The 24,494-nt window shown below is 72.3% G+C and carries 21 protein-coding genes; 5 read left to right on the forward strand and 16 right to left on the reverse strand.

Translation table 11 applies throughout. The features are described from left to right. Positions 1-103 precede the first annotated feature (103 nt). Complete coding sequence (locus ACZ4TG_RS36945; RefSeq protein ID WP_468172402.1) at positions 104-340, forward strand: Tn3 family transposase; 237 nt, start codon at positions 104-106, stop codon at positions 338-340. Positions 341-873: 533 nt separating this feature from the next. Here the strand turns inward: ACZ4TG_RS36945 and ACZ4TG_RS36950 are convergent. Beyond that, positions 874-1,692: an alpha/beta fold hydrolase gene (locus ACZ4TG_RS36950; RefSeq protein ID WP_468172405.1), complete on the reverse strand. Its 819-nt coding sequence runs from the start codon at positions 1,690-1,692 to the stop codon at positions 874-876. 132 nt (positions 1,693-1,824) lie between these two features. On the opposite strand from ACZ4TG_RS36950, the gene ACZ4TG_RS36955 reads away from it, so the two are divergent. Beyond that, a complete protein-coding gene (locus tag ACZ4TG_RS36955) occupies positions 1,825-2,271 on the forward strand; it encodes a MarR family transcriptional regulator (RefSeq protein WP_468172408.1) in 447 nt (148 codons plus the stop codon). 89 nt (positions 2,272-2,360) lie between these two features. Here the strand turns inward: ACZ4TG_RS36955 and ACZ4TG_RS36960 are convergent, their stop codons facing one another. From ACZ4TG_RS36960 to gdhA (ACZ4TG_RS36970), 3 genes are all read right to left on the reverse strand, one after another. Beyond that, on the reverse strand, positions 2,361-3,161 hold the full coding sequence (locus ACZ4TG_RS36960; protein ID WP_468172411.1) for a thioesterase II family protein: 801 nt from the start codon (positions 3,159-3,161) through the stop codon (positions 2,361-2,363). Next, positions 3,158-4,516: an AMP-binding protein gene (locus tag ACZ4TG_RS36965; protein WP_468172414.1), complete on the reverse strand. Its 1,359-nt coding sequence runs from the start codon at positions 4,514-4,516 to the stop codon at positions 3,158-3,160. Before ACZ4TG_RS36965 ends, ACZ4TG_RS36960 begins: the two co-directional genes overlap by 4 nt. Before the next feature lie 315 nt (positions 4,517-4,831). Further along, positions 4,832-6,187, reverse strand: a complete 1,356-nt coding sequence (gene gdhA, locus ACZ4TG_RS36970) for an NADP-specific glutamate dehydrogenase (protein ID WP_468172417.1) — start codon at positions 6,185-6,187, stop codon at positions 4,832-4,834. Positions 6,188-6,415: 228 nt separating this feature from the next. Here gdhA (ACZ4TG_RS36970) and ACZ4TG_RS36975 point away from each other — a divergent pair, with 228 nt between their 5' ends. Next, complete coding sequence (locus ACZ4TG_RS36975) at positions 6,416-6,898, forward strand: anthrone oxygenase family protein (protein ID WP_468172420.1); 483 nt, start codon at positions 6,416-6,418, stop codon at positions 6,896-6,898. A gap of 80 nt (positions 6,899-6,978) precedes the next feature. Here the strand turns inward: ACZ4TG_RS36975 and ACZ4TG_RS36980 are convergent, their stop codons facing one another. From ACZ4TG_RS36980 to ACZ4TG_RS37005, 6 genes are all read right to left on the reverse strand, one after another. Then, a complete protein-coding gene (locus tag ACZ4TG_RS36980; protein WP_468172423.1) occupies positions 6,979-7,500 on the reverse strand; it encodes an anthrone oxygenase family protein in 522 nt (173 codons plus the stop codon). A 177-nt stretch (positions 7,501-7,677) separates the two neighbouring features. Further along, positions 7,678-9,048, reverse strand: a complete 1,371-nt coding sequence (gdhA, locus tag ACZ4TG_RS36985; RefSeq protein ID WP_468172426.1) for an NADP-specific glutamate dehydrogenase — start codon at positions 9,046-9,048, stop codon at positions 7,678-7,680. 162 nt (positions 9,049-9,210) lie between these two features. Beyond that, positions 9,211-10,665 (reverse strand): NADP-dependent phosphogluconate dehydrogenase, encoded by a 1,455-nt coding sequence (gene gndA, locus ACZ4TG_RS36990; protein WP_468172429.1) that lies wholly within the window; start codon positions 10,663-10,665, stop codon positions 9,211-9,213. 102 nt (positions 10,666-10,767) lie between these two features. Continuing rightward, a complete protein-coding gene (locus tag ACZ4TG_RS36995) occupies positions 10,768-11,469 on the reverse strand; it encodes a 4'-phosphopantetheinyl transferase family protein (protein ID WP_468172432.1) in 702 nt (233 codons plus the stop codon). Continuing rightward, positions 11,466-12,308, reverse strand: a complete 843-nt coding sequence (locus tag ACZ4TG_RS37000; RefSeq protein ID WP_468172435.1) for a metallophosphoesterase family protein — start codon at positions 12,306-12,308, stop codon at positions 11,466-11,468. Before ACZ4TG_RS37000 ends, ACZ4TG_RS36995 begins: the two co-directional genes overlap by 4 nt. After that, a complete protein-coding gene (locus ACZ4TG_RS37005) occupies positions 12,308-13,099 on the reverse strand; it encodes a thioesterase II family protein (RefSeq protein WP_468172438.1) in 792 nt (263 codons plus the stop codon). Before ACZ4TG_RS37005 ends, ACZ4TG_RS37000 begins: the two co-directional genes overlap by 1 nt. Positions 13,100-13,370: 271 nt before the next feature. Between ACZ4TG_RS37005 and ACZ4TG_RS37010 the strand changes: the two genes are divergently transcribed. Then, positions 13,371-14,837: an APC family permease gene (locus ACZ4TG_RS37010; protein ID WP_468172441.1), complete on the forward strand. Its 1,467-nt coding sequence runs from the start codon at positions 13,371-13,373 to the stop codon at positions 14,835-14,837. A 102-nt stretch (positions 14,838-14,939) separates the two neighbouring features. Here ACZ4TG_RS37010 and ACZ4TG_RS37015 read toward each other — a convergent pair whose 3' ends face one another. The 3 genes from ACZ4TG_RS37015 to ACZ4TG_RS37025 form a co-directional block, all read right to left on the reverse strand. After that, positions 14,940-15,215 (reverse strand): hypothetical protein, encoded by a 276-nt coding sequence (locus ACZ4TG_RS37015; RefSeq protein ID WP_468172444.1) that lies wholly within the window; start codon positions 15,213-15,215, stop codon positions 14,940-14,942. Positions 15,216-15,227: 12 nt separating this feature from the next. Beyond that, positions 15,228-16,820, reverse strand: a complete 1,593-nt coding sequence (locus tag ACZ4TG_RS37020; protein WP_468172447.1) for an acyl-CoA carboxylase subunit beta — start codon at positions 16,818-16,820, stop codon at positions 15,228-15,230. Between the two features lie 92 nt (positions 16,821-16,912). After that, positions 16,913-17,770 carry an NAD(P)H-binding protein gene (locus ACZ4TG_RS37025; protein ID WP_468172450.1) on the reverse strand — a complete coding sequence of 286 codons (858 nt, stop codon included), beginning with the start codon at positions 17,768-17,770 and terminating at the stop codon, positions 16,913-16,915. A 143-nt stretch (positions 17,771-17,913) separates the two neighbouring features. Between ACZ4TG_RS37025 and ACZ4TG_RS37030 the strand changes: the two genes are divergently transcribed. Then, a complete protein-coding gene (locus ACZ4TG_RS37030) occupies positions 17,914-18,681 on the forward strand; it encodes an SDR family oxidoreductase (RefSeq protein WP_468172453.1) in 768 nt (255 codons plus the stop codon). A gap of 206 nt (positions 18,682-18,887) precedes the next feature. Here the strand turns inward: ACZ4TG_RS37030 and ACZ4TG_RS37035 are convergent, their stop codons facing one another. From ACZ4TG_RS37035 to ACZ4TG_RS37045, 3 genes are all read right to left on the reverse strand, one after another. Continuing rightward, on the reverse strand, positions 18,888-20,522 hold the full coding sequence (locus ACZ4TG_RS37035; RefSeq protein WP_468172455.1) for an FAD-binding oxidoreductase: 1,635 nt from the start codon (positions 20,520-20,522) through the stop codon (positions 18,888-18,890). Positions 20,523-20,742: 220 nt separating this feature from the next. Further along, positions 20,743-22,605, reverse strand: a complete 1,863-nt coding sequence (locus tag ACZ4TG_RS37040; RefSeq protein WP_468172458.1) for an AfsR/SARP family transcriptional regulator — start codon at positions 22,603-22,605, stop codon at positions 20,743-20,745. 328 nt (positions 22,606-22,933) lie between these two features. Then, positions 22,934-24,493 carry an aspartate aminotransferase family protein gene (locus ACZ4TG_RS37045; RefSeq protein ID WP_468172461.1) on the reverse strand — a complete coding sequence of 520 codons (1,560 nt, stop codon included), beginning with the start codon at positions 24,491-24,493 and terminating at the stop codon, positions 22,934-22,936. Between the last annotated feature and the right edge of the window lies 1 nt (position 24,494).

The following is a 24,494-nucleotide window of genomic DNA, read 5'->3' on the forward strand; positions in this document are numbered from 1 at the left end:
GTCAAAACCGGGCTGCTTCGCGGATATCCGTGCCCGCTGGACAGCTGCGCCTCTGCCGTCCAGCCCGAATGCTGATCACGGGGCGGGCGGAAGGGGCTGTGCAGTGGGGCGGGATCTGGGTCTGGACGGGGTGGTGGACCACTTCACCCGGTCGTTGATCGCGTACGCGTACGGTACGAACTCCGGGATCAGCTCGGTCGCCGCCGGTGCCCACGGGCACAGCGAAGAGGACCTGCGCTACACCGCCCGCCGTTACCTGACCGCCGTCGGCCTCAAGGCCGCCGGAGTGGAGATCGCCAACGCCACCTTCGCCGCCCGCCAGGAAACGGCTCCTGCGTGATCGTCACGATGTCCGGCGTCGCGATCCGCGGCGTCTGCTGTGCGGCAAGCGCGTCCAGCGAAGCATTCAGCGCCTCCCACCGCGCATCCGGCAGGCCCGGGTCCTCGCGCGCCAGGGCACCCTTGCCGACAGACGGTGACGCAATCAGCTCCAGCTCATCCGCGCGCCACATCACCGAATCCGATCCAGCACGTCTTCCGCCGGCCGACGGCGTATATCCACCTGTGCGGCAACGGGCAGGGATCCAGTCATCACGATCTCCTCGGCGAACGGATGACCGTAGCAGGACGAGGCACGCCGACACGATCCGTCCGTCAACTGGAATCAGGTCAACTACCGCGCTTCAGCGGTCGTTACGCAGGGAATTTGAACGCGTGGCCCCCTTGGACTCGCCCAACGCGGGCCCCGGGCCGAACAGGCGGTAGGCCACGGGCGTCACCTGGGAGCCCGGCCCGGGCCGCGCACCTCTGGCGGGAGCCGCGGGCGTCCTCGCGCACCCCGGCCCCGGGGCCGCCGGCCTCGGGTCGGGGAGGTCACGGGGGCGTGAGCAGGGTTCGGAGGCGGGCCGCGTAGGCGCGGGGGTGGGTGGTGTTGCCGTTGTGGCCGCCCGGGAAGGTGCATATCGCGGTGTCCAGGAGGTCCGCCAGTTCGGTGGCGCACCGGTGGTCGAAGACCGTGGCAGGGGTGGCCGAGCCGACGGCCGGGATGATCCGGGTCGTGGTGCGGGCGAGCGCGGCGATGTCCAGGGTGTCCTGGATGATCGCCGACAGGTCGTGCTCGACGAAGTAGCCGAAGTTGGTGTGGCGCCGGTCGTCGATCGGCTGGGGGGTGAGGTCTGGTTCGGCATCCCGGCGGGCCGGGTCTATGCCGAGGACCCGGGCCATCTCCGGGAGTAGGGCGGCGAGTCCGGCCTCGCGGTAGATCTCCTGGAGCCCGGCCAGCTCCGCCTCGTGGTGGGCCCGGTCGGCGGCGGGCAGCAGCCTCGGGGTGACCGGCTCGTGGGCGACGAGGGTGCTGACCTGCCCCGGGTACCGGGCGGCCAGATGCAGCCCGATGGCCGCGCCGAGGCTGCAGCCCTGCATCAGGGCGGGCTCATCGGTGACGTGGGCCAGCAGCCGGTGTACGTCCTCGGCGTGCTCGGCCAGGCTCGTGGTCCGGCCCGGCTCTTCGAGCCGGCTGCGCGAGAGGCCGCGGCGGTCGTAGGTCAGGACGGTGAACGTGTCGGTGAGGTGCGGGACCAGGTCCACGGTGCGGTCCGCGTCTCCTTCACCGCTCTGGGCGATGAGCAACAGCGGTCCAGCGCCCTGGAGTTGGTAGTGCAGCGTGGCGGACGGGGTGGACAGGGCAGACATGGCGGAACTCCTTCGCATCGATCGACGCGGACCCTTCGTCCGCTGCTCTGCGATCAGCCTAATCCATCGAGATGGATACATCAATAGCGATGCATTGGGAGAGATGCATCTGCCCTGATGTACCTTGAGGCGGTGGATGGAATCGAACTGTTCCTGCTGGGCAGGGCCCTGATGAAGCTCGGCGAGGAAGCGCTGCCCGAACCCCCGGGCGGCTCCGGCCAGTACGCCGGCGGCACCCGCTCGGTGGTGATCGTGGCCGGGGACATCGCCGTGCACCCCGACACCACCGTCGGCGAGGTCGCCCAGCGCACGGGCCTGCCGCAGAGTCAGGTGTCGGGCGCCGTGGCCCGGTTGCGCGAGGCCGGGTCCGTGGAGACCGCGCCTGACCCCGCCGACCGCCGGCGGACCCTCGTACGGCAGTCACCGGTGGTCTCCGCGCGCGTGGCCGCCGTACGGGCCGCCGGAGCCTCCAAGGTCGAGGAGGCCCTGGCGCGGGTCCTGGGCGAGGCCGAGGCCGGTCGGCTGCCCGAGGTCACGGAGGCGCTGGAGGTGCTGGCCCGCCACCTGGTGCGCCCCTGAGTGGCCCGCCCGAGTGGCCCGCCCGAGTCGCCCGCCCGAGTGGCCCGCCCGAGTGGTGCCCCCGCGTACGCTCCCGGGCCCGCGGCCCGTCAGGCCCGGCGGCCCCGTGTCACCGTGAACGACGCCAGGTCCTCGGTGACGGCCCGGATCACCGCGTCCCGCTCCTCGGCCAGGTAGAAGTGCCCGCCGGGGAAGCTCCGGAAGGTGAAGGCTCCCTCGGTCACCTCCCGCCACGCCATCGCCTCGGGCACGCTCACCCTCGGGTCGCTCTCCCCCGTCAGCACGCTCACCGGGGTGCGCAGGAGCGGCCCGGCCGCGTGCCGGTAGGTCTCGGCGGCCTTGTAGTCGCCGCGCAGCGCCGGGAGGATCAGCGCGCGGAAGTCCGGATCGGCCAGCAGCCGCGGGTCGGTCCCGGCGAGCTCGCTCACCGCCGCGATCAGGGCGTCGTCGCTCCGCAGGTGGACGGCGGACTCGTCCCGGTCGGTCAGGGCCGAGCGGCGCCCGGACAGGATCAGGCCGCGCGGGCCCGCGCCCGTGCGCTCCAGGCGGCGCGTCAGCTCGTACGCGACCAGCGCGCCCAGGCTGTGCCCGAAGAGGACCAACGGCCGGTCCGCCCAGGGCCGCAGCGCCTGCCCCACCCCGTCGACCAGGGCCTCGGTGCTGTCCGGGACCGGCTCGCCGATGCGCTCCTGACGCCCGGGGTACTGGGCGATGAGCACCTCGGCGTGCGCGGAGAGCGCCTTGGAGAACGCGTGGTAGTAGGCGGCGTTGCCGCCCGCGTGCGGGAGGAACACGAGGGTGGGCGCGCCCTCCGGGTGCAGTCCGGGGTGGAAGCGGCGCAGCCAGGGGGTGCCGGTCACGCGGGTGGGGGCGGGGCTCGGGGTGGTCATCGCCGGCTCTCCGAATCGTCCGTCAGCAGCAGCTTCTTCTGGGGCTTGCCCATGGCGTTGCGCGGGATGGCGGCCACGAAGCGGACCTCGCGGGGGCGTTTGTGCACCGACAGGTGCGCGGCGACGAAGTCGGTGAGCTCCGTTCCGGTGACGCCCTGGGCGACGACGAAGGCCACGATCCGCTGCCCGAGGTCCGCGTCCGGTACGCCGACCACGGCCGCCTCGCTCACCTTGGGGTGGTCCAGGAGGGCGTTCTCGATCTCGCCCGCGCCGATGCGGTAGCCGCCGGACTTGATGAGGTCGATGGAGGCCCGGCCCACGATGCGGTGGACGCCGTCGGCTTCGTCCACGGCCGCGATGTCGCCGGTACGGAACCACCCGTCCTCGGTGTACGCGGCCGCCGTGGCCTCGGGGCGGCCCAGGTAGCCGGAGAACAACGTCGGCCCGGTGAGCTGGAGTTCCCCGATCTCGGCGCCGGGTTCGGCGGCGATACGGGTACGGATGCCGCGCAGCGGGGTGCCGACCGTACCCGGGCGGACCTCGCCGCCGGCCCGGCCGCTGACGGTGATCAGGGTCTCGGTCATCCCGTAGCGCTCCACGGGACGGTGGCCGGTGAGGGCCTCCAGGTCCCGGAACACGGGCGCGGGCAGGGCGGCGCTGCCGGAGACGAGGAGGCGGGCGCGGGAGAGCGCGGCGGCCTCGGCCGGGGCCTGGGCGATGCGGGACCAGACGGTGGGGACGCCGAAGTACAGGCTGCCGGCGGCCCGGGCGTAGGCCTCGGGGGTGGGGCGTCCGGTGTGCACGAGGCGGCTGCCGGTGCGCAGGGCGCCGAGGACGCCGAGGACGAGGCCGTGTACGTGGAAGAGGGGCAGGCCGTGCACGAGGGTGTCCTCGGCGGTCCACTGCCAGGCTTCGGCGAGGGCGTCGAGGTCGGCGGCGATGGCGGCGGCGGTGAGGACGACGCCCTTGGGCGGGCCGGTGGTGCCGGAGGTGTAGAGGATCAGGGCGGGATCCCCGGGTCCCGGCGCGGGGCGGGACGGGGCGGCGGCGCGGCGGGCGTAGTCCACGTCGAGGAGGGCGGCGCCGGAGTCCCGGAGGATGTGTTCGCGCTCGGCGGGGCCGGCGTCCGGGGGCAGCGGTACGAGGGGCACCCCGGCCAGGAGCGCGCCGACGGTGGCGGCGACGGTCTCCAGGGAGGCGGTGGCGGTCACGGCGACGGCGGGGGCGCCGGTGGCGGTGACGTCGGCGGCCACCGCTCCGGCCGCGCCCAGCAGTTCCTCGTAGGAGGTGGCCCGCCCGTCGACGGTGAGGGCGTCGGGGCGGTCTCCGTACAGGCCGTCCAGTGCGGTGAGCACGCGGCAGCTCCCTGGTAGTCGTGGGAGGCCAGATTACGGGCCCGACTGCCGTTCGGGGGCGGCGGGTTCCGTGCCCGGGCGCTCCGCCGGGCCGCACCGGACCTGCCGCGCCGCCCCGCGAAGGGCCCCGGCGGCGCCGGACTTCCCGGGGTTCGCGCCCCGCACCCCGCGCGTCGGAACACCGGGCGGGCCGGACCGGGCGGACCGGGCGGGCCGAGGCGGACCGGGCAGACCGGGCGAGGCGGACCGGGCGGGGCGGGGCCGGCCCACCCGGTCGCCGTGCCTCGAACCACGGCGGCCGGGATCAGGGCTGCGTCAGATCACGCCCTGGGCCAGCATCGCGTCCGCGACGCGCTCGAAGCCCGCGATGTTGGCGCCCGTCACGTAGTCGCCCGGGGCGTCGTAGCGGGCGGCCGTCTCGTGGGCGACCGCGTGGATGGAGCGCATGATCGACGCCAGTTCGTCCTCGACGCGCTCCGCGGTCCAGGCCACCCGGCCCGCGTTCTGCGCCATCTCCAGGGCGCTGACCGCGACCCCGCCCGCGTTCGCGGCCTTGCCGGGGCCGAAGGCGACGCCCGCCTCCTGGAGGACGCGGACGCCCTCGGGGGTGGTGGGCATGTTGGCGCCCTCGGAGACCGCCTGGACGCCGCCCCGGACCAGGGTCAGCGCGTCCGCCTCCGTCAGCTCGTTCTGCGTCGCCGACGGGAAGGCCACGTCCGCCGGCACGTCCCAGACGCGCCCGCCCGGTACGAAACGGGCCGAGGGGCCGCGGCGCAGCGCGTACTCGCTCACCCGGCCCCGCTCGACCTCCTTGATCTGGCGCAGCAGCGCCAGGTCGATGCCCTTCTCGTCGACGACGTAGCCCTGCGAGTCGGAGGCCGTGACCGGGTTGGCGCCGAGCTGCTGGAGCTTCTCGATCGTGTACAGGGCGACGTTGCCGGAGCCGGAGACCACGGCGGTCAGACCGTCGAGGGACGCGCCCCGCACCGCCAGCATCTCGGCGGCGAACAGCACGCTGCCGTAGCCGGTGGCCTGGGGGCGGATCAGGGAGCCGCCCCAGCCCTGGCCCTTGCCGGTGAGCACGCCGGCTTCCCAGCGGTTGGTGATCCGGCGGTACTGGCCGAACAGGAAGCCGATCTCCCGGCCGCCCACGCCGATGTCACCGGCCGGAACGTCGGTGTGCTCGCCGATGTGCCGGTGCAGCTCGGTCATGAAGGACTGGCAGAAGCGCATGACCTCGGCGTCGGACTTGCCGTGCGGGTCGAAGTCGCTGCCGCCCTTGCCGCCGCCGATGCCGAGGCCGGTCAGGGCGTTCTTGAAGATCTGCTCGAAGCCGAGGAACTTCACCACGCCGATGTCCACCGAGGGGTGGAAGCGCAGGCCGCCCTTGTACGGGCCCAGGGCGCTGTTGAACTCCACCCGGTAGCCGCGGTTGACGTGTACGCGACCGCGATCGTCCTGCCACGGCACCCGGAACAGGATCTGCCGCTCAGGCTCCGTGAGCCGCTCGACCAGGGCCACGGCCGGGTCGGCGTACTCGGGCCGTGCCGCGAACACCGGCGCGAGGGTGTCCAGGACCTCGCGCACCGCCTGGTGGAACTCGGGCTGGGCGGGGTTGCGGCGCTCGATGTCCGCCCTCAGCGCGTCCAGCCTGTCCTTCGGGTCCTTCACGTGTGTTCCTCCTCGGTCGCAGGCGGGCGTGCGGGCCCGCCCGGAGCGTACCCCGCGTCCCGGCGGGGGCCGAGGTGCCTTCCGGCCTTCGGACGGCGCGCCCGGACCCGGTGTCAGCGGGGGCGTGACCCACCTGACCGGCGATCGTAATTCACCGGCCGGAAACCGATGCCGCGCCGTATGATCGGCCGCACGTCCGGCGGGCCATACGACCTGGGGAGACCTCGCGTGGAAGCGGCACGGTACGCGTCACTGATCGCTGCGGTGATCACTACGGGGCTGGTCAGCGGCCTTTTCTACGGGTTCTCCGTATCCGTGATGCCCGCGTTGAAGGGCGCCGGTGACCGGACCGTCATCGAGGTGATGCAGCGGATCAACGTGGCCATCCTCAACGGCTGGTTCATGCTCGGTTACCTCGGCGCCCTGCTCTTCACCGGGCTCGCGCTGGTCCTGCACGTGGTGGACGGCCGGTACGACGCGCTGGCGCCACTGATCGCGGCGCTCGTCTGCTACGTCCTCGCGATGGTCGTCACGGGTGTGGTGAACATCCCGCTGAACAACGCCCTGGAGAAGGCCGGTCCGGTCGACCGGATCTCCGACCCGGCAGCCGTCCGCCGCGCCTTCGAGGGGCCATGGGTACGGGCCAACGTGTGGCGCACCCTGCTGTGCACGGCGGCGACCGGGTTCCTGGCCTGGGCCCTGCTCGGCTGATCCGCGCCGGGGGCCCGGCGCGGCCGTCAGCGCGTCGCGCCGAGCCCCTGGGGGATCAGCGCGCCGCGCCGGGCAGAGGATCAGCGCGTGGCGCGCCCGTAGAGGATCAGCGCGCGGGACAGGGCGGCGAGGGCGGCCGTGCAGAGCAGGGTGCGGATGATGTTCGTGGTGACCCAGGTCCCCTTGAACTTGTCCACGACCGAGAAGTCGGTCAGCTTCGCCACGTCCCCGCCGTCCGCGAGCTCGTTGTTCAGCGGGATGTTCACGGTGAAGGTGATGACGAGGACCACCAGGTAGGCGGCGGCGGCCGCCGCGACCCACACCGCCGTCGCGCGCCGGCCCTTGCGGGCTTCGAGGACCGCGGAGGCGATCGCGGTGATCAGGGCGAGCACGAAGGCCGTGCCGAAGAGGCCGTTGCCGTCGATGGCCGCGTTGAAGCCGCGCATCGCGGTGACGTACGTACGGTCGTCCCCGGCCGCGAGTCCGGGCATCACGGAGACGTCGAAGGCGAAGAACAGGCCCGCCATCAGGCCCACGAGCACGGTGGAGACGAGGAGGAGCGCCGTGGACACACGGGTCCCGGTGGCCGGATCTGGATTCATGGGAGCAGATCTTGGCATCCAACTCCCCTTGACGCACTGGTTTTTGACTGGCCGAAACCAATGTGTCCGGCCGAATTCGCCGGAAGGGCGGACTCCGTCGCCCGCGCGGTCCCGGCCGGACCCGACACCCCCTCCCGCACGGCCCGGATCCGCGACCCGGACCGTGCGGAACCGGGGTCAGATCAGGCCCTGGGCCAGCATCGCGTCGGCCACCCGCTCGAAGCCCGCGATGTTCGCCCCGGTGACGTAGTCGCCGGGAGCCCCGTACCGCTCGGCCGTCTCGTACGCCGTGTCGTGGATGCGCCGCATGACCCGGCCGAGCTCCTCCTCGACCCGGGTGAACGGCCAGGAGTCGCGGCCGGCGTTCTGGCTCATCTCCAGCGCGCTGGTGGCCACCCCGCCCGCGTTCGCGGCCTTCGCGGGCCCGAAGGCGATCCCGGCCTCGCGCAGCACGCGCACCGCCTCCGGGGTGGTGGGCATGTTGGCGCCCTCGGAGACGGCCTTGACGCCGCCGCGCACGAGGGCGAGCGCGTCGGCCTCGGTCAGCTCGTTCTGGGTGGCGCTCGGCAGGGCCACGTCGGTGGGCACGTCCCACACGCTGCCGCCGGTGACGTAGCGGGCGGAGCCGCCGCGGCGCTCGGCGTACTCGCTCACCCGGCCCCGCTCCACCTCCTTGATCTGCTTCAGCAGCCCGAGGTCCAGGCCCTTCTCGTCGACGACGTAGCCGCCGGAGTCGGAGACGGTCAGCACGTGCGCGCCGAGCGCCTGTGCCTTCTCGACCGTGTACAGGGCGACGTTGCCCGAGCCGGAGACGGTGACGGTCTGGCCGGCCAGGTCCTCGCCGCGCTTGTTCAGCATCTCGGAGGTGAAGAGGACGTTGCCGTAGCCGGTGGCCTCGGTACGGGCCTGCGAGCCGCCCCAGCCGGTGCCCTTGCCGGTGAGCACGCCGGCTTCCCAGCGGTTGGTGATCCGGCGGTACTGGCCGAACAGGAAGCCGATCTCCCGGCCGCCCACGCCGATGTCACCGGCCGGGACGTCGGTGTGCTCGCCGAGGTGGCGGTGCAGTTCCGTCATGAAGGACTGGCAGAAGCGCATGACCTCGGCGTCGGAGCGCCCGCGGGGGTCGAAGTCGCTGCCGCCCTTGCCGCCGCCGATGCCGAGGCCGGTCAGGGCGTTCTTGAAGATCTGCTCGAAGCCGAGGAACTTCACGATCCCGAGGTTCACCGAGGGGTGGAAGCGCAGGCCGCCCTTGTACGGGCCCAGGGCGCTGTTGAACTCCACGCGGAAGCCGCGGTTGACCTGGACGACGCCCTGGTCGTCCTGCCACGGCACCCGGAAGATGATCTGCCGCTCCGGCTCCGCGAGCCGCTCGACGACCTTGGCCTCGCGCAGTTCCGGGCGCTCCGCGAAGACGGGTGCGAGGGTTTCCAGCACCTCCCGTACGGCCTGGTGGAATTCGGGCTCGCCGGGGTTGCGGCGCTGGATCGCTTCCTCCAGGGTCCCGAGCCAGCTGGCCGTGGTGGGGTCGGTGCGGGGTGTCGACGGCATCGGTCGGCTTCCTCTTCCTCTTCTGTCGGTGTGGCCGGTCGGTGTGGCCGGTCGGTGTGGCCGGTCGGTGTGGCCGGTCGGTGTGGCCGGTCGGTGTGGCGCTCCGCCACGTTGATCGCTAAGGGCACTGAGGGCGCTACGGGCACTACCGGCGCTGCGGCCCTACGCGCCGGGCTGTTCGCTGCGGTCGCCCGCCCAGAGCGTGTGGAAGGATCCCTCGCGGTCGGTGCGCCGGTAGGTGTGCGCGCCGAAGTAGTCGCGCTGGCCCTGGATGAGGGCGGCGGGCAGCCGTTCGGCCCGCAGCGAGTCGTAGTACGCGAGGGCCGCGCCGAAGCCGGGGGCGGGGACACCGCCGCGGGCGGCGGCCGCGACCACGGTGCGCCAGGCGGACTGGGCCTCGCCCAGTTCCCGCGCGAACCGCTCGTCCGCCGGCAGGCCGGGCAGCTCCGGGTCCTTGCGGTAGGCCTCGGTGATCCGGTCCAGGAAGGCGGCCCGGACGATGGACCCGGCGCGCCAGATCGAGGCGACGGCGCCGAGGTCGATGCCCCAGCCGTACTCCTGGCTCGCGGCGCGCATCATGTCCCAGCCCTGGGCGTACGCGGCCACCTTGGAGGCGTACAGCGCCTGCTCGACCTGTACGGCGAACCGCGCGGCGTCCTCGGGGTGCAGCTCGGTGCGCGCCGGGCCCGGCAGGGCGCGCGCGGCGGTGCGCAGCGCGGTGTGCCCGGAGACGGTGCGGGCGAAGACGGCCTCGGCGATGCCGGAGGCGGAGACTGCGAGGTCGAGCGCGATCTGCACGGTCCAGCGGCCGGTGCCCTTCTGGCCGGCGGCGTCCTCCACCACGTCGACGAAGGGGCGGCCGGTGGCGGCGTCGGCGTGCGCGAGGACCTCGGCGGTGATCTCCATGAGGTAGGAGTCGAGGCGGCCCTTGTTCCAGGTGCGGAAGGTCTCGGCGATCTCGGCGGGTGCGAAGCCGGCGTGGTTGCGCAGCAGGTCGTAGGCCTCCGCGATGAGCTGCATGTCGGCGTACTCGATGCCGTTGTGCACCATCTTGACGAAGTGTCCGGCGCCGTCGGGGCCGATGTGGGCGACGGTGGGCGTGCCGTCGGGGGCCTTGGCGGCGATCGCCTCCAGCACGGGTGCGAGTTCCCGGTAGGCCTCCTTCGAGCCGCCGGGCATCAGGCTCGGTCCGTGCAGGGCGCCCTCCTCGCCGCCGGAGACCCCGGCGCCGACGAAGTGGATGCCGCGCTCGCGCAGTGCGGCCTCGCGGCGGCGGGTGTCCGCGAAGTGGGCGTTGCCGCCGTCGACGAGGACGTCGCCGGGCTCCAGCAGCGGGGCGAGTTCGTCGATGACCGCGTCGGTGGGGGCGCCGGCCTTGACCATGACGACGAGCTTGCGGGGCCGGGCGAGGGCGGCGACGAGTTCGCGGGCACTGTGCGCCGGGACGAAGGCGCCCTCGGCGGCGAACTCGGCGACCAGGGCGTCCGTTTTGGCGGCCGAGCGGTTGTGCACGGCGACGGTGAACCCGTTGCGGGCGAGGTTCCGGGCGAGGTTGCGGCCCATCACCGCCAGTCCGGTGACGCCGATGTGCGCGGAAGCGGGGGCGGCTGCGGGCATGGCTCGGTCAACTCCTGAGCTCGGGGGAGGGCTGCGACGCGCTCCGTGGGGCGGCGACGCGATCCGTTCAGAGGGTGCCCGCCGCCGCCCACCGCCTGGTCATCAGGGGGCAACGGCCGGGCCCGCGGCCGCTGCCCGCGGCGCCGGCACCGAGATCGCGGTGAGGATGAGCCCGCCCTGCACCAGCCAGCTGCCGTTGAAGGAGTCCAGCCGGACCCCGCCGACCTCCGGGCCGGGTACCAGCAGCCTGGCGTGGAAGGTGGACCAGGCCGCATCGACGGTGATCTCGGCGTCCGCGAAGTCCAGCCAGCGCCCGGTCAGCGGGTACCAGACCTTGTACACGCTCTCCTTCGCGCTGAACACCAGCCGCTCCCACTCCACCTCGGGGCGGCGGGCGGCGAGTTCGGGCAGCCAGGCGCGCTCCCCTTCGACGGTCACCAGGTCCGCCACCCCCGGGCTGCGCAGCGGCAGGTTCGGCTCGGCGTCGATGCCGAGGGCGGCGAGCCGGGCCGCGGGCGCGACCACGGCCGCCCGGTAGCCCGCGCAGTGGGTCATGGCGCCGACGAACCCGGCGGGCCAGCGCGGGGCCCCCTTGGGGTCGCGCAGGATCGGCCCGGGGGCGGCGCCGAGCTTGCCGAGGGCCTCGCGCGCGCAGCGGCGTACGGTGGCGAACTCCCCGCGGCGTTTTTCCTCGGCGCCCGCGACCAGGAGTTCCTCCTCCGGGTGGAGTTCGGCCAGGGCCCCGGGGTCGTCCCCGAAGGACTCCACGGCGACCGTCCCGGGAGCCAGCAGTTCCTCGATCATGAGCGCTCCGCGAGGATCCGTACCGCGCCCGCCGGAGCGGTGGCGCGCTGCTTCCACTCCCTCGGGTAGCCGAGGGAGACCTCGTGGTGCGGGATCCCGTCCTGCCGGATCAGGCGCGGGATGTGCAGGTGCCCGTAGACCACGGCCGCCGCCCGGAAGCGGACGGGCCAGTCCTCGGTGGCCTCGGTCCCGCACCAGAGGGCGAACTCCGGGAACCGCAGGATCCGGGTGGGTTCGCGGACCAGCGGGAAGTGGTTGACCAGCACGGTCGGCAGGTCGGCGGGGATCTCCGCGAGCCGGGCGGCCGTGTGCGCGACGCGTGCCCGGGACCAGGCCTCGCGGCTCGGGTAGGGATCGGGGTGCAGGTAGAACTCGTCGGTGCACACGACCCCGGCCCGTTCGGCGATCTCCATGGCCTCCTGCCGGGTCCGCGCGCCGGCGGGCCGGAAGGTGTAGTCGTACAGCAGGAAGAGGGGGGCGATCACGACCGGCCCGCCCGCTCCCTGCCAGAGCGGGTAGGGGTCCTCGGGGGTGGTGACGCCCAGCTGCCGGCAGAGTTCGACGAGATGGTCGTAGCGGGCCTGGCCGCGCAGCTGGACCGGGTCGTCGGGGGTGGTCCACAGCTCGTGGTTGCCGGGCGCCCAGACCACCTTGGCGAAACGGTCGCTCAGCAGGCGGAGGGTCTCTTCGAAGTCGACGGTGGACTCGCTGACGTCCCCGGCGAGCAGCAGCCAGTCGTGTTCCGTCTCCGGCCGCAGGCCGTCGACGATCTTCTTGTTCTCGTCGTGTCGGACATGCAGGTCGCTGATGGCCAGCAGCCTGCCCGGGCCGGTCGGCATCAGGCCGCCCCCAGTGCGCCCGCGCCGGAGCGGCGGAGCGCGCCCCGGATGATGCCCGCCACCTGGGGAACGCTGTGGTCGAGGTAGAAGTGCCCGCCCGGCAGGACCCGTACGTCGCTCTGCGCGGTGGTGTGCACCCGCCAGGCGGCCGCGTCCTCGACGGGGACGACGGGGTCCCGGTCGCCGACGAGCACGGTGAAGGGCACGTCCAGGGGGCGGCCGGGCTGCCAGGCGTAGGAGCCGATCGCCTTGTAGTCGGCGCGCAGTGGCGGCATCACCATCTCCAGCAGATCGGGGTCGTCGAAGACCTTGCCGACGGTCCCGCCCAGCGTACGGATCATCGCGATCACTTTCTCGTCGGTGTCCAGCCTGTCGCTGGCGCTGCCGAGCGGGGTCGGGGCGAAGCGGCCCGACAGGAACAGCCGCTGCGGGCCGGGCAGGGCGCGCCGGTCGAGCTCACGGGCCAGCTCGTACGCAATCACCGCGCCCATGCTGTGCCCGAAGAAAGCGTACGGGCGCCCGTCTCCGCCGCGGCCGCCGGGTCCGGGGACCAGGGTCGCGGCCAGTTCGTCGGCCAGCGCGGTGACGAGCCGGCCTATGTCGTCCACGGCGGGTTCCAGCCGGCGGTCCTGACGGCCGGGGTACTGCACGGACATGACGTCGAACTCCGGGGTCAGCTCCTGGGACAGCGCGAGGAAGGCGCTCGCCGCGCCGCCCGCGTGCGGGAAGCAGAGCAGGCGGGTGTCGCTGTCGGATGCCGGGCCGAACCTCCGGAACCAGTCACTGGCCATGTGTCTTCTCTCCTTCAGCGTCCTGTCGACTGGGTTTCCAGAGTCCGTTGAGCCGCTGGACCGCCGGTGGACACCCGCAGGACGTGCGGTCCAGGCACGTCCACAGCCGGTCCGGGCGGTGCGCCGGAGCGGGCGGTGGGCGCCGGGTTACCGCGCCGTGAGACGGCGTGGCGAGACTTCGATCCGTTTCTCGCCACTCCCCACCGCGCCCTTGAGCGCTCCCCTTTTTCCCCTCTCCTCTCCCCCGCTCCCGCCCTTGGAGGCGTGATCCATGTCCAGTCCAGAAACGGAAGCCCGGCAGCTGACCAGAGGTCAGATCGTCGGTCTGGCCGTCGCCAGCATGATCCCCGCGGTCGGTCTCGCCGCGGTCCCCGCCCTGATGTTCGTGTCCGCCGGGAACGGCAGCTGGCTCTCCGCCCTGCTGTCGGCGGCCGTGACCACCTTCGTCGGCCTGTCGGTCATCACCTTCGCGCGGCGTCACGTCGCCAACGGCTCGCTCTACTCGTACCTCTCGCTGGTCTTCGGCCCGTGGGCCCGGCTGGTGGCGGCCGCGGCGCTGCTGCTCGGCTACGCGGCGATGATCGCCGGCATCACGATGGTCATCGGGGTCTACGTCGGCAGCTTCCTGCTGTCCCGGGGGTACTCGGGCGGCCTGGAGGTGCCGGTGCAGCTCGCGGTGTACGCGGTGGCGCTGCTGATCGCGGTGCTGTTCGCGCGGCGGGGTGTCGACGTGTCGGTGAAGGCGGCCGTGGTGCTGATGGCCGTGGCGATCCCGGTGGTCGGCGTGGTCGTGGTGGCCAGCGCGGGCACGACCGGGCTGCACCTCGCGGAGCAACTGTCCTTCGAGGGCGGTTTCTCGTTCAGCGGTGTCTTCCAGGGCATGGCGGCCGGGGCCACCTTCCTGATGGGCTTCGAGAGCTGCGCCGCGCTCGCTCAGGAGACCAAGGACCCCAAGCGGGACGTGCCGTTCGCGGTGCTGGGCATTCCGGTGCTGCTCGGGGTGGTGTACCTGGTGGCGACCGTGCTCCAGGTGCCGGGGCTGTTCGCGTCGGCGGACAACCTGGCGGCGGGGATGTCGCCGGCGGCGGCGCTGGCGCTGAACGCCGGGCTGGGCGAGACCTTCGCGAGCGCCACGGACCTCGTGCTCGCGGTGGCCACCTTCGCGGGGCTCATCGGCTTCGTGAACTTCGGGTCGCGGTTCGTCGCGACGCTCTCCGACGACGGGCTGCTGCCGCGCCGGGTGGGGCGTGCGCACCCGAGGCACGGTTCGCCGGCGACGGCGGTGGCCGTGCTGTCGGTCATCGGGTTCGTGGTGCTGGCGGTCGCGGTGGTCGCCTACCCGGATTCGCTGCTGTCGGTGTACTCGGCGCTCGCCACCCTGATCGTCTACCTGTGGGTGTTCCCGTACGTGCTGATCTGCGCGGCCCACGTGGTGCTGCTGGTACGGGAGCGCGCGGTCAAGCCGCTGTCGTACGCGACGGCGCTGCTCGGGGCGGCGGCGATGGCCTGGGTCTACCTCAACGGGTGGGTCAACCCGCCCGCTTCGCCGGTGGACGCGATGTCGTACGTGGCGCTCGTGCTGATCGGCGTGACCCTGCTGGCCCTGGTACTGGCCCGGCGGGGCACGGCCGCCGCGCGGCCGGAGCGGTTGGCGCGGGAAGGCCGGGACGGGCAGGACGGCCAGGACGGGCAGGACGGCGCGGAGGCCGGCCGGCTGCCGGACGCGGCGCGCGTCTGAGCCCGTACCGGCCGGAAGGCCACGGCACGCGAACCAAAGGGCCGAGGCCCCGTCCCCGCCGTGCGGCGGGGACGGGGCCTCGGCCCTGGTGACCGGGCCGGCTCAGGCCGTGTTGGCCCAGGTCGGCTGCGCGCCCGCGGCCCAGGAGGTGGCCGCGCGGCGACGGGCCGCGGAGGGCGTCCAGCGGGCCGCGGCCTGGGCCTGCTCCTCCTCGGCCTGCCGGACCGCCTCGTCCGCCCGGGCCCGCATGACCGCCGACAGGACCACCGCGAGCGCGGCGACCTCCTCCGCGGCCGGCGAGCCGCTCGTGATGCGCCAGGACTGGGCGGAAAGGATCTCCGACGTGTCCGGTTCGGTGGGGACCGCTCGTACCGCCATCGGGTTCTCCCTCTACTGGGGCTGGTTGCCGTGCTTGCGGCTGGGCAGGGGGGCGTGCTTGCCGCGCAGCACCGCGAGGGCGCCGATCAGCGCCGAGCGGGTGTCCGCCGGGTCGATGACGTCGTCGACCAGGCCGCGCTCCGCGGCGTAGTACGGGTGCATCAGTTCTTCGCGGTACTCGTCGATGCGCGCCGCGCGGGTCGCCTCGGGGTCGTCGGAGGCGGCGATCTCGCGGCGGAAGACCACGTTGGCCGCGCCTTCCGCGCCCATCACGGCGATCTCGTTGATGGGCCAGGCGAGCGCGATGTCGGTCCCGATGGAGCGGGAGTCCATCACGATGTACGCACCGCCGTAGGCCTTGCGCAGGACCAGTGAGATCCGCGGGACGGTGGCGTTGCAGTAGGCGTACAGCAGCTTCGCGCCGTGCCGGATGACGCCGTTGTGCTCCTGGTCCACGCCCGGCAGGAAGCCGGGCACGTCGACCAGGCTCACGAGCGGGATGTTGAAGGCGTCGCACATCTGGACGAAGCGCGCGGCCTTCTCCGAGGACTGGATGTCGAGGACTCCGGCCATGTTCTGCGGCTGGTTGGCGACGATGCCGACGACCTGCCCGCCGAGACGGGTCAGGGCGCAGATGATGTTCGGCGCCCAGCGCTCGTGGACCTCGAAGAACTCGCCGTGGTCGGCGATCTCCTCGATGACCTTGTGCATGTCGTACGCCCGGTTGGGGTCGGCCGGCACCAGCTCCAGCAGCGACTCCGTACGGCGGTCGGCCGGGTCGTCGGCGACCTCCGACGGGGGCAGCTCCCGGTTGTTGGAGGGCAGGTAGGAAAGCAGGTGCCGGACGTCCTCCAGGCAGTGCTCCTCGTCGTCGTAGGCGAAGTGCGCCACGCCGGAGACGGAGGAGTGCACGTCGGCGCCGCCCAGTCCGTCCTGGGTGATCTGCTCGCCGGTGACCGCGGCGACCACGTCGGGGCCGGTGATGAACATCTGCGAGGTGCCGCGGACCATGAACACGAAGTCGGTGAGGGCGGGCGAGTAGGCCGCGCCGCCCGCGCACGGGCCCATGATGACGCTGATCTGCGGGATGACACCGGAGTTGCGGACGTTGCGCTGGAAGATGCCGCCGTAGCCGGCGAGGGCGGTGACGCCCTCCTGGATACGGGCGCCCGCGCCGTCGCAGAGGCCGATGATGGGCGCGCCGGCCTTCTCGGCGAGGTCCATCAGCTTGTGGATCTTCTGGGCGTGCGCCTCGCCGAGGGCGCCGCCGAAGATGCGGAAGTCGTGGGCGTAGGCGAACACGGGCCGGCCGTCGACCTGCCCGTAGCCCGTGACCACGCCGTCGCTGTGCGGCTTCTTGTCCTCGAGGCCGAAGCCGGTCGCGCGGTGTCGGCGGAAGGCCTCCACCTCGGTGAACGTGCCCTTGTCGAAGAGGAGTTCCAGGCGCTCGCGGACAGTCAGCTTGCCCTTCTTCTTCTGCGCCTGTGTCGCCTTCTCGCTGGGGCCGGCGACGACCGACTCGCGCAGTTCGGCGAGCTCCGCCACCCTCGACCCCATGGTCGCGGGCGCCGGAGGGCCGGTCGGCGCTTCCTCGACGATGCTCATGCTTGATCCCTTCCAGACCTGGAGAACTTCTCGTCGTCGCGAACAACCCGCGGCAGACCCCTACAGACTGGCCAATACAGCTACATAACCACTCAAGCGCGCCAAGCGCCTGACTCGGCAGCCGACTTGACGAAGTCGGAGAACTCGCGCGGCGCCCGGCCCAGGGCACGCTGCACCCCGTCGGAGACCTTGGCCTCGAAGCCCTGCTGGACCGGGTACAGCGCCGCGGCCCAGAGCGCGGCGTCCGCGGCCGGGACGCCCTGGGCGCCGAGCTCCGCGATGAAGTCGGGGGTGGAGAGCGCGGTGTAGGCGGACTTGCGTCCGGTCGCCGCCTCGATCAGTTCGAGCACCTCGGCCAGGGACACCGGCCGGGGACCGGAGAGCTCGTACGTCTGCCCGTCGTGGCCGTCCTCGGTCAGCGCGGCGACCGCCACCGCGGCGATGTCCTCCACGTCGATCCAGGTCGCCGCGCCGTCACCGGCGGGCAGTCGCAGCTCGCCCGACAGGATGCCCTCGTTGAAGAAGCCCTCGTCGAAGTTCTGCGCGAACCAGCCCGGGCGCAGCACCGTCCAGGCGAGGCCGGATTCGCGGACGGCGGCCTCACCGGCGAGGAAGGCGTCGCTGGTCGTGGGGTCCTCTCCGTAGTAGCCGGGGGTGTCGACGCCGCGCGCGGAGAGCAGCACCAGGCGCCGGACACCGGCGGCGGCCGCCCGCTGCGCCAGTTCGCGCGTCCGCGGTTCGCTGTCGTTCTGGACGATGTACACGCCGGACACCCCGTCGAGGGCCGGGCCCCAGGTCGTCTCGTCCAGCCAGTCGAAGCGGGTCTCACCCGAGCGGGACGCCGACCTGACCGGAATTCCACGCTCCGTGAGCTGGCGTACCACCCTGCGGCCGGTCTTCCCGGTGCCGCCGATGACGAGTACTGAATTCTGAACCGGATTCTGTGTCATGCGGCGATGGTAATTCGTGAATTCACGGCCCATACCGGGCGATGACCCGCCAGTGGACGCCCGGTGAGTGCGGGCGGGCAGCATCACACTTGCGACCCCATCTGCAGCGGCCGCGCCTGGACAAAAGAATTGGGAGTATCCGAATGACTGCCCTCACGAACAAGACTGCTCTGGTCACCGGTGGCAGCCGGGGCATCGGCCGCGCCATCGCCCAGCGGCTGGGCAAGGAGGGCGCGCTCGTCGCGCTCACCTACTCCAGCGACGAGGCGGCCGCCAAGGAGACGGTGAACTCGATCGAGGCCGCGGGCGGCCGCGCCTTCGCCTTCCGCTCCGCCCTCGGTGTCGCCGGTGACGCCGACGCCCTGTGGCAGGCCTTCGACGCGCAGATCGGCCAGCACTCCGACACCGCGGGCCTGGACATCCTCGTCAACAACGCCGGCATCGCCGGTCCGGGCCTGATCCACGAGGTCTCCGAGGCCGACTACGACAAGGTCTTCGCGATCAACGCCAAGGCTCCCTTCTTCATCATCCAGAAGGGCCTGGACCGCCTGCGCGACGGCGGCCGCATCATCAACATCTCCTCCGGCGTCACCAAGGTCGCCTTCCCCGGCATGACCTCGTACGCGGCGAGCAAGGGCGCCGTCGAGGTGCTCACCCTGACCCTCGCCCAGACGCTCGGCTCGCGCCAGATCACCGTCAACGCGGTGTCCCCCGGCACGATCGAGACCGACATCCACCCGTGGATGGCCGACCCGGCCGCCAAGGCGCACGCCGCCGGCTTCTCGGTCTTCAACCGCGTCGGCCAGCCCGCCGACGTCGCCGACGTGGTCTCCTTCCTCGCCTCGGACGACGCCCGCTGGGTGACCGGCCAGAACATCGACGTCAGCGGCGGCTCCGGCCTCGGCATCTGACATCGCTCCTCCGGCCCCGCGCCGGAGGTCTTCCGTCCGCACACGGAACCCGGATGCCGCCGCCTCCACCGCACAGGGGGGCGGCGGCATCCGTCGTCCGCCGGTACCGGCCACCGGTCCGGACCGCCGGGCCGCCGGTGGTCCGGACACGGGAAGGCCCCCGGCCCTGGGTCGTTCACCCGGGCCGGGGACTTCGCTTCCTGTGGTCAGGGCCTGATCGACAGGGTGTGCTTGAAGAGGTTCTTCGGGTCCCACTTGTTCTTCGCGAGCTGGAGGCGGCGGTAGCCGTCCTTGAAGTACAGCGAGTGCCAGGCGATGCCCGAGGCGTTCAGCGCCGGGTCGGCGAGGTCGGCGTCGGCGTAGTTGATGAACGCCCCGTCGTTGATCATGCCCGGGCGCGGCACCCCGCCGGTGGCGGAGTGGGCGTCCCGGTAGAACTCGCGGATCCACGCGAGGTTCGCCGCGTCCTCGGCCGGGGTGGCCCAGAGGTTGACGAACAGCATCTTGATGATCGAGTCGCGCTGCGCGGTGGCGGTGGCCGAAGACGCCGGCAGGTTTGCCGTCGCGCCGTAGCCGGCGATCTCGACGAGGGCCGCCGAGTTGTCGTAGTCGGTCCGTGTGAGGTGCTTGTAGAACGCCTTGATCATCGAGGGCGGCATGGTCTTGCGCAGGTAGGAGGACTTGGCCTTGAAGCGGCCCTTGCCCTCGAAGCCGGAGCCGCCGAGGCCCGGCCAGTGCAGGACGTTGTACAGCCAGTCGACGCGCTTGCGGGTGTCGACCCGGTACGTCAGACCCGTGCCGGCGACGATGGCGGCCAGGTAGTCGTCCAGGAGCTGGTCGGCGTTGGGCAGGGCCGAGTCGATCTGCGAGCTCATCAGGAACTCGCCGGCCAGCTTGTGCCGCGGCTTGATGGCGCTGAACAGCTTGGCGTACGGGGAGGTCGCGGAGACGTTGTCCTCGTGCCACTTCGAGAAGTTGTGCAGCAGCCGCGAGAAGGCGGCCTCGGTCATGCCGGTCCACGAGAAGGCGACCTCGGAGACGATGAGCTCGCGCGGCGCCTTCGGCAGCAGCGCGGCCGGGTCGGTGCCGGTCGCGTTGTTGCTGCGGAACCAGTAGCGGGTGACGATGCCGTAGTTGCCGCCGCCCGCACCGGTGTGGGCCCACCACAGCTCGCGGTTCGGGTCGTTGGCCTCGCGGGAGGCGACGATCTTGTGGGCCACGCCGGCGGCGTCCACGTGGACGATCTCGATGGCGTACAGGTGGTCGATGGTGACACCGTGCGAACGGGCCAGCGGACCGTACCCGCCGCCCGGTATGTGGCCGCCGACGGACACCGTCGGGCAGGTGCCGCCGGGGATGGTGACGCCCCAGTTGTTGTACAGGGTCTCGTACACGCTGCCGAGCTGGGCGCCCGCGTCGATCGCGATGGCGCGGCGGTTCGGGTCGTACGCGATACCGGTCATGGCCGAGATGTCGATGAGGACACGGATGTTGGCGTTGCTCGTGAAGTCCTCGTAGCAGTGGCCACCGCTGCGGACGGCGAACCGGAGCCCCTTGTTCAGGGTCTCCTGCACCGCCTGCACCACCTGGTCGGCGGTGCTGGCGACCAGCACGTAGTTGGGCGTCCCGGTCCAGCGGCCGTTGGCACCCGCCACCAGGCTCGCGTAGCGCGGGTCGGACGGCAGTACCGTGACCAGTTCGGCCGCGGCGATGCCCGCGGCGGCCGTCGGCTCGGCGGCGAACGCCTCACCCGCCCAGCCGCCCAGCGCGGGCAGCGCAAGGGCTGCGCCGCCGGCGGCCGCACTGTGTCTCATGAACACCCGGCGGGAAACTCCGGTCATTAGCGTGTACCTCCACGAGGAAATGGTTCTCGAGTTACGGAACTCGACATCACGCCGCACACCTGGTGGAGGCGGGGTGGAATGAATGGCCGTCAGTCCCTGTGAAACCGCAGATTATCGGCCAGATTCCACCATGAAGTAATCCGTCACCAATTCCGTTTGTGAAGGTGAAAACGCGCTGGTAAAGGCCTCGGGTATCCGGCGGGCGCCGGTTCGAGGCTCAGACCGCCCAGACCCCGGTGGCGGCCGGTCCGCGCTCGCGCAGGATTCCGAGGGGCCCGCCCAGCGGGGCCTGCAGGGCCTCCCGCGTGGCCTCGCAGAGCTGGATCTCACCGGCGGGCGAGAGCTCCAGCAGGCACTGGCAGGTGTCCAGCAGCGCGCCGTTGACGGAGGGCGCGGCGGAGGGGTCGTCGGGGCGGAACCGGACCAGGGCGTTCCCGGTGGCAACGGCGGCGTGCAGGGTCAGCCCGTGCCAGGGGGACGGATTCAGCCCCGCGTCGCCGACCGGGTCGGTGAGCCGGTCGCGGATCGCCGCCGCCGCGCGGACCGCCCGTACGGCGCTGTCCTCGTCGCCGCCCGCGCGGAACAGTCCGAGGGAGACGGCGCCGATCGAGGTGACGGCGTCGCCTCCGAAGCGCTCGATGCGCCGGCGGGCGACGGCGTTGACGCTCTCGAACATCTCGTCCATGAAATCGGGGGCGCCACCGGGCTGTTCCGGGGTGATCCGGGTCTGCACGAGGAGCACGCTGATGCGCTGGCGCTCGGTCACCACGGCCCGGGCTGCGGGCTGCGGCCGCCGGGCCGGGCCGCCCCGCGGCTGGGACGGCCGCTCGGCCAGCAGGAGGCTCCGGGGGCGAGTGGGTACGGCGGCCAGCAGGCGGCGCCGCTCCTCGCGCGGATCGGCGTACCGGTCCTCGTACCGCTCCTCGCGGAGGTCCTCGCGGAGGTCCTCGCGGAAGTCGTCGCGGAGGTCCTCGCGGAACTCGCCGCGGGGATCCTCACGGAGGTCCTCGCGCCCCTCGTCACGGCGGTCGTCGCGTCGGGCGTCGCGCCGGGCGTCACGGCGGGCGTCACGGCGGTCCTGGCGGATGTCCCCGCGAACCTCCCCGCCGACGCCCCCGCGAATGCCCTCGCGCACCTCCCCGCGGATACTCTCGCGCACCTCCCCGCGAATGCCCTCGCGCACCTCCCCGCCGATGTCCTGGCGGACCTCCTCTCGCAGGCCCTCGCGAAGCCCCTCCTGGCGGGCGCCCCGGAGTTCGCCCCGGACCTCCTCCCGGCGGCGCACCTGCCCGCCGGGTACGCCGACGGGCGCCGGCCCGCCGAGGATCACCGCGGCGGGGGCGAGGTTCAGCTCGGGGTCGTGGGCCAGGATCGCCTGCTGGAGCCGGCGCAGTTCGTGGCCCGGTTCCAGGCCCAGGTCCTCCACCAGCGTGGCCCGGATCCGGTTGTAGACGCCCAGCGCGTCGGCCTGCCGTCCGCACCGGTAGAGCGCGAGCATCAGCTGGCCGGAGGAGCGCTCGCGCAGCGGCTCCGCCTCGACGGTGGTCTCCAGCTCGCCGAGGACCGCGTAGTGCTGGCCGCAGCGCAGCTTCGCCTCGAAGTAGTCCTCGAGGACGTCGAGCCGGGTGTTCTGCACGGCGGTGAGTTCAGGCCACATGGTGCCGGTCTCGACCAGGTCCGACAGGACCGGCCCGCGCCACAGCTCCAGCGCCTCGCAGAAGCGGGTCGCGGCCTCGTGCGGTGCTCCGGCGGCCAGCTGTGCCCGGCCCTGGCGCACGCGCTGGCGGAACAGGTGCAGGTCGACGTGGTCGGGATCGACGCGGATCATGTATCCGGGCGCCCGGGTGACGAGTTCGGCCGGAGCCCCGTCGAAGCCGGGGTCGCACTGGTTCAACATGCCGCGCAGCCCCCACACGGCGTTCTGGAGGATCTTCCGCGCCGTCACCGGAGCGTTGTCGGAGCTCCAGAGCGCGGAGAGCAACTGGCTGGTGGGAACCACCTGGTTGGCTTGCAACAGCAGATATCCCAGCGTGGCGCGCGGCTTCGTGCCGCCGAGCGGTACCGGCTGGTCAGCGGACATCACTTCCAGCGGACCCAACATCCGAAAGCGCATAACTTCCCCCGGTCCTGCGGCTGATAGGTCATGCTCACTCTGGCTCGAAGATTACAAACCAACACGCCGGTTTGTCAAAAGGTCATATGACCGCCCGTCGGAATGTCGACACCCCGCGCCAGATAGCCGACATTTTCCTTAAACACAAAGGCCAGAGGGCCCGGGAGGGGGATTCCCGGGCCCTCTGGCGGCGCCGCGACCACGGGGGGAGGTCGCCGCACGGTGCTGCCGCTCGCTGGCCACTCAAGGGATTCGAGACCGAAAATCGACCCTTAAACAGCGCGAACGGTTTGGTTTAGGCGATCGGAGCCAGGCTCGCGCCGTCCGTGTCGCGGATGATCGTGCAGACGTCGCGCAGCGCCGTCTCCAGCCGGCCGATCTCCTCGTCGGTCAGGTACACCGACGGCTCGAAGCGCAGCGTGTTCACGGCGCTGGAGGTGGGGAAGGTCCGGATCCGGTGCGCGCGCAGGATGTGCCCGGAGACGAAGTACCCGAAGAACCCGCTCTGGGCGACCGCCTTGAGCGGCTCGGACTCCGAGCCCGACTGGTCGTGGAACTCCAGACCCAGCATCAGGCCGCGTCCGCGCACCTCCTTGACCGTCTCGGGGAAGTCGTCCCGGACCGAGCGGAGCATGTCGAGCAGCCGCTCGCCGCGTTCGGCCGCGCGCCGGTAGACCTCGCCGTCGCCGGCCTCCATGAGCTCCAGCACCTTGAGGGCGATGAGGCAGGAGAAGCTGTCCTTGGCGAAGGTGGAGCTGTGCGCCAGCTCGAACTGCCCCCGGTAGAGGGGCTTGCGCACGAGCATCACCGCGGCCTTGGCGATACCGCCGCCCAGGCTCTTGGCCAGGGTGTAGTAGTCGCCGCGCAGCCCCAGGTGGGTGGCCGCGAGGAAGCTGCCGGTGCGGCCCATGCCGGTCTGCACCTCGTCGATGACCAGCGGGATGCCGGTCTCCGCGCAGACCTCCTGGATCTCGTCGGCGAACTCCCGGGTGAGCTCGTGGATGCCGCCCTCGCCCAGGACGGGCTCCAGGACGAAGGCCACGAAGAGCGGGAAGTCCCGCTCGACGACCTGGACCTGGCCGCCCTCGACGACGAGGTCGAGCAGCTGGGCCCGCTCCTCGTCGATGATCTTCCGGATCGCGCCGGGCTGGTCGCGCGGCACGAACCGGGACTGCGCGGCCAGCGCCTTGAACGGGAGCCGGTAGCCCTCGTTGTGCGTCAGCTGCACACTGCCGGCGAGCTTGCCGTGGAAGCCGCCCTCGGGGACGAGGAAGAGCGGGCTGCGCTCGCGCTGCGCCTCGTTGCGGGCGAGCACCTCGGCGACCAGGCCGTCGAAGGACTCCGCGACGGCGGCCGGGACGGCCGCGGTGCCGGCCTCGACCTGCCGGCGTACGGCGGCCACGTGCTCGGCGATCTCCTCGGAGAGCGCCGTCAGGCGCAGGCCCCGGTCGAGTTCGGCGTGCTTGATGGCGGCCTCGACGGCCTCCGCCCCGCTGTTGGCGAAGATGGCGTAGTACGACTCGTCGTCGCCGCGCTCGCGCTGGACGATCCGGTTGAGGACCTCCGCGACGTCGTTGGCGTACGGGTGCCGCGAGAACTGCGCGTGGACGGGGGTCTGGCCGTCCAGCAGGGACTTGGCGTAGGCGTTGATCTCGGGGTTGTTGTGCCCGAGCATCAGCGATCCGTAGCCGCCGACGTAGTCGAGCACGGGGATCTCCCCGCCGTCCTCGCCGCGCCGGTAGAGGGTGTTGCCCTCGGCGCGCACGTACTCGGCGTCCAGGCCGCCGGAGGCGAGGACCCCCAGCAGGAAGGGCTCCGCGTACTCGGTCGGGGCCGTGGTGGGTTCGGCAGTCATG

It is taken from the genome of Streptomyces sp. NPDC028314 (assembly GCF_055565795.1).

What these genes read in the sequence shown, in the direction of transcription:
- ACZ4TG_RS36950 (WP_468172405.1), bottom strand. Translation starts at nt 1,692, where the DNA reads ATGTCTGCCCTGTCCACCCCGTCCGCCACGCTGCACTACCAACTCCAG.
- ACZ4TG_RS36960 (WP_468172411.1), bottom strand. Translation starts at nt 3,161, where the DNA reads ATGACCACCCCGAGCCCCGCCCCCACCCGCGTGACCGGCACCCCCTGG.
- ACZ4TG_RS36980 (WP_468172423.1), bottom strand. Translation starts at nt 7,500, where the DNA reads ATGAATCCAGATCCGGCCACCGGGACCCGTGTGTCCACGGCGCTCCTC.
- gdhA (WP_468172426.1), bottom strand. Translation starts at nt 9,048, where the DNA reads ATGCCGTCGACACCCCGCACCGACCCCACCACGGCCAGCTGGCTCGGG.
- gndA (WP_468172429.1), bottom strand. Translation starts at nt 10,665, where the DNA reads ATGCCCGCAGCCGCCCCCGCTTCCGCGCACATCGGCGTCACCGGACTG.
- ACZ4TG_RS36995 (WP_468172432.1), bottom strand. Translation starts at nt 11,469, where the DNA reads ATGATCGAGGAACTGCTGGCTCCCGGGACGGTCGCCGTGGAGTCCTTC.
- ACZ4TG_RS37000 (WP_468172435.1), bottom strand. Translation starts at nt 12,308, where the DNA reads ATGCCGACCGGCCCGGGCAGGCTGCTGGCCATCAGCGACCTGCATGTC.
- ACZ4TG_RS37005 (WP_468172438.1), bottom strand. Translation starts at nt 13,099, where the DNA reads ATGGCCAGTGACTGGTTCCGGAGGTTCGGCCCGGCATCCGACAGCGAC.
- ACZ4TG_RS37010 (WP_468172441.1), top strand. Translation starts at nt 13,371, where the DNA reads ATGTCCAGTCCAGAAACGGAAGCCCGGCAGCTGACCAGAGGTCAGATC.
- ACZ4TG_RS37015 (WP_468172444.1), bottom strand. Translation starts at nt 15,215, where the DNA reads ATGGCGGTACGAGCGGTCCCCACCGAACCGGACACGTCGGAGATCCTT.
- ACZ4TG_RS37020 (WP_468172447.1), bottom strand. Translation starts at nt 16,820, where the DNA reads ATGAGCATCGTCGAGGAAGCGCCGACCGGCCCTCCGGCGCCCGCGACC.
- ACZ4TG_RS37025 (WP_468172450.1), bottom strand. Translation starts at nt 17,770, where the DNA reads ATGACACAGAATCCGGTTCAGAATTCAGTACTCGTCATCGGCGGCACC.
- ACZ4TG_RS37030 (WP_468172453.1), top strand. Translation starts at nt 17,914, where the DNA reads ATGACTGCCCTCACGAACAAGACTGCTCTGGTCACCGGTGGCAGCCGG.
- ACZ4TG_RS37035 (WP_468172455.1), bottom strand. Translation starts at nt 20,522, where the DNA reads ATGACCGGAGTTTCCCGCCGGGTGTTCATGAGACACAGTGCGGCCGCC.
- ACZ4TG_RS37040 (WP_468172458.1), bottom strand. Translation starts at nt 22,605, where the DNA reads ATGTCCGCTGACCAGCCGGTACCGCTCGGCGGCACGAAGCCGCGCGCC.
- ACZ4TG_RS37045 (WP_468172461.1), bottom strand. Translation starts at nt 24,493, where the DNA reads ATGACTGCCGAACCCACCACGGCCCCGACCGAGTACGCGGAGCCCTTC.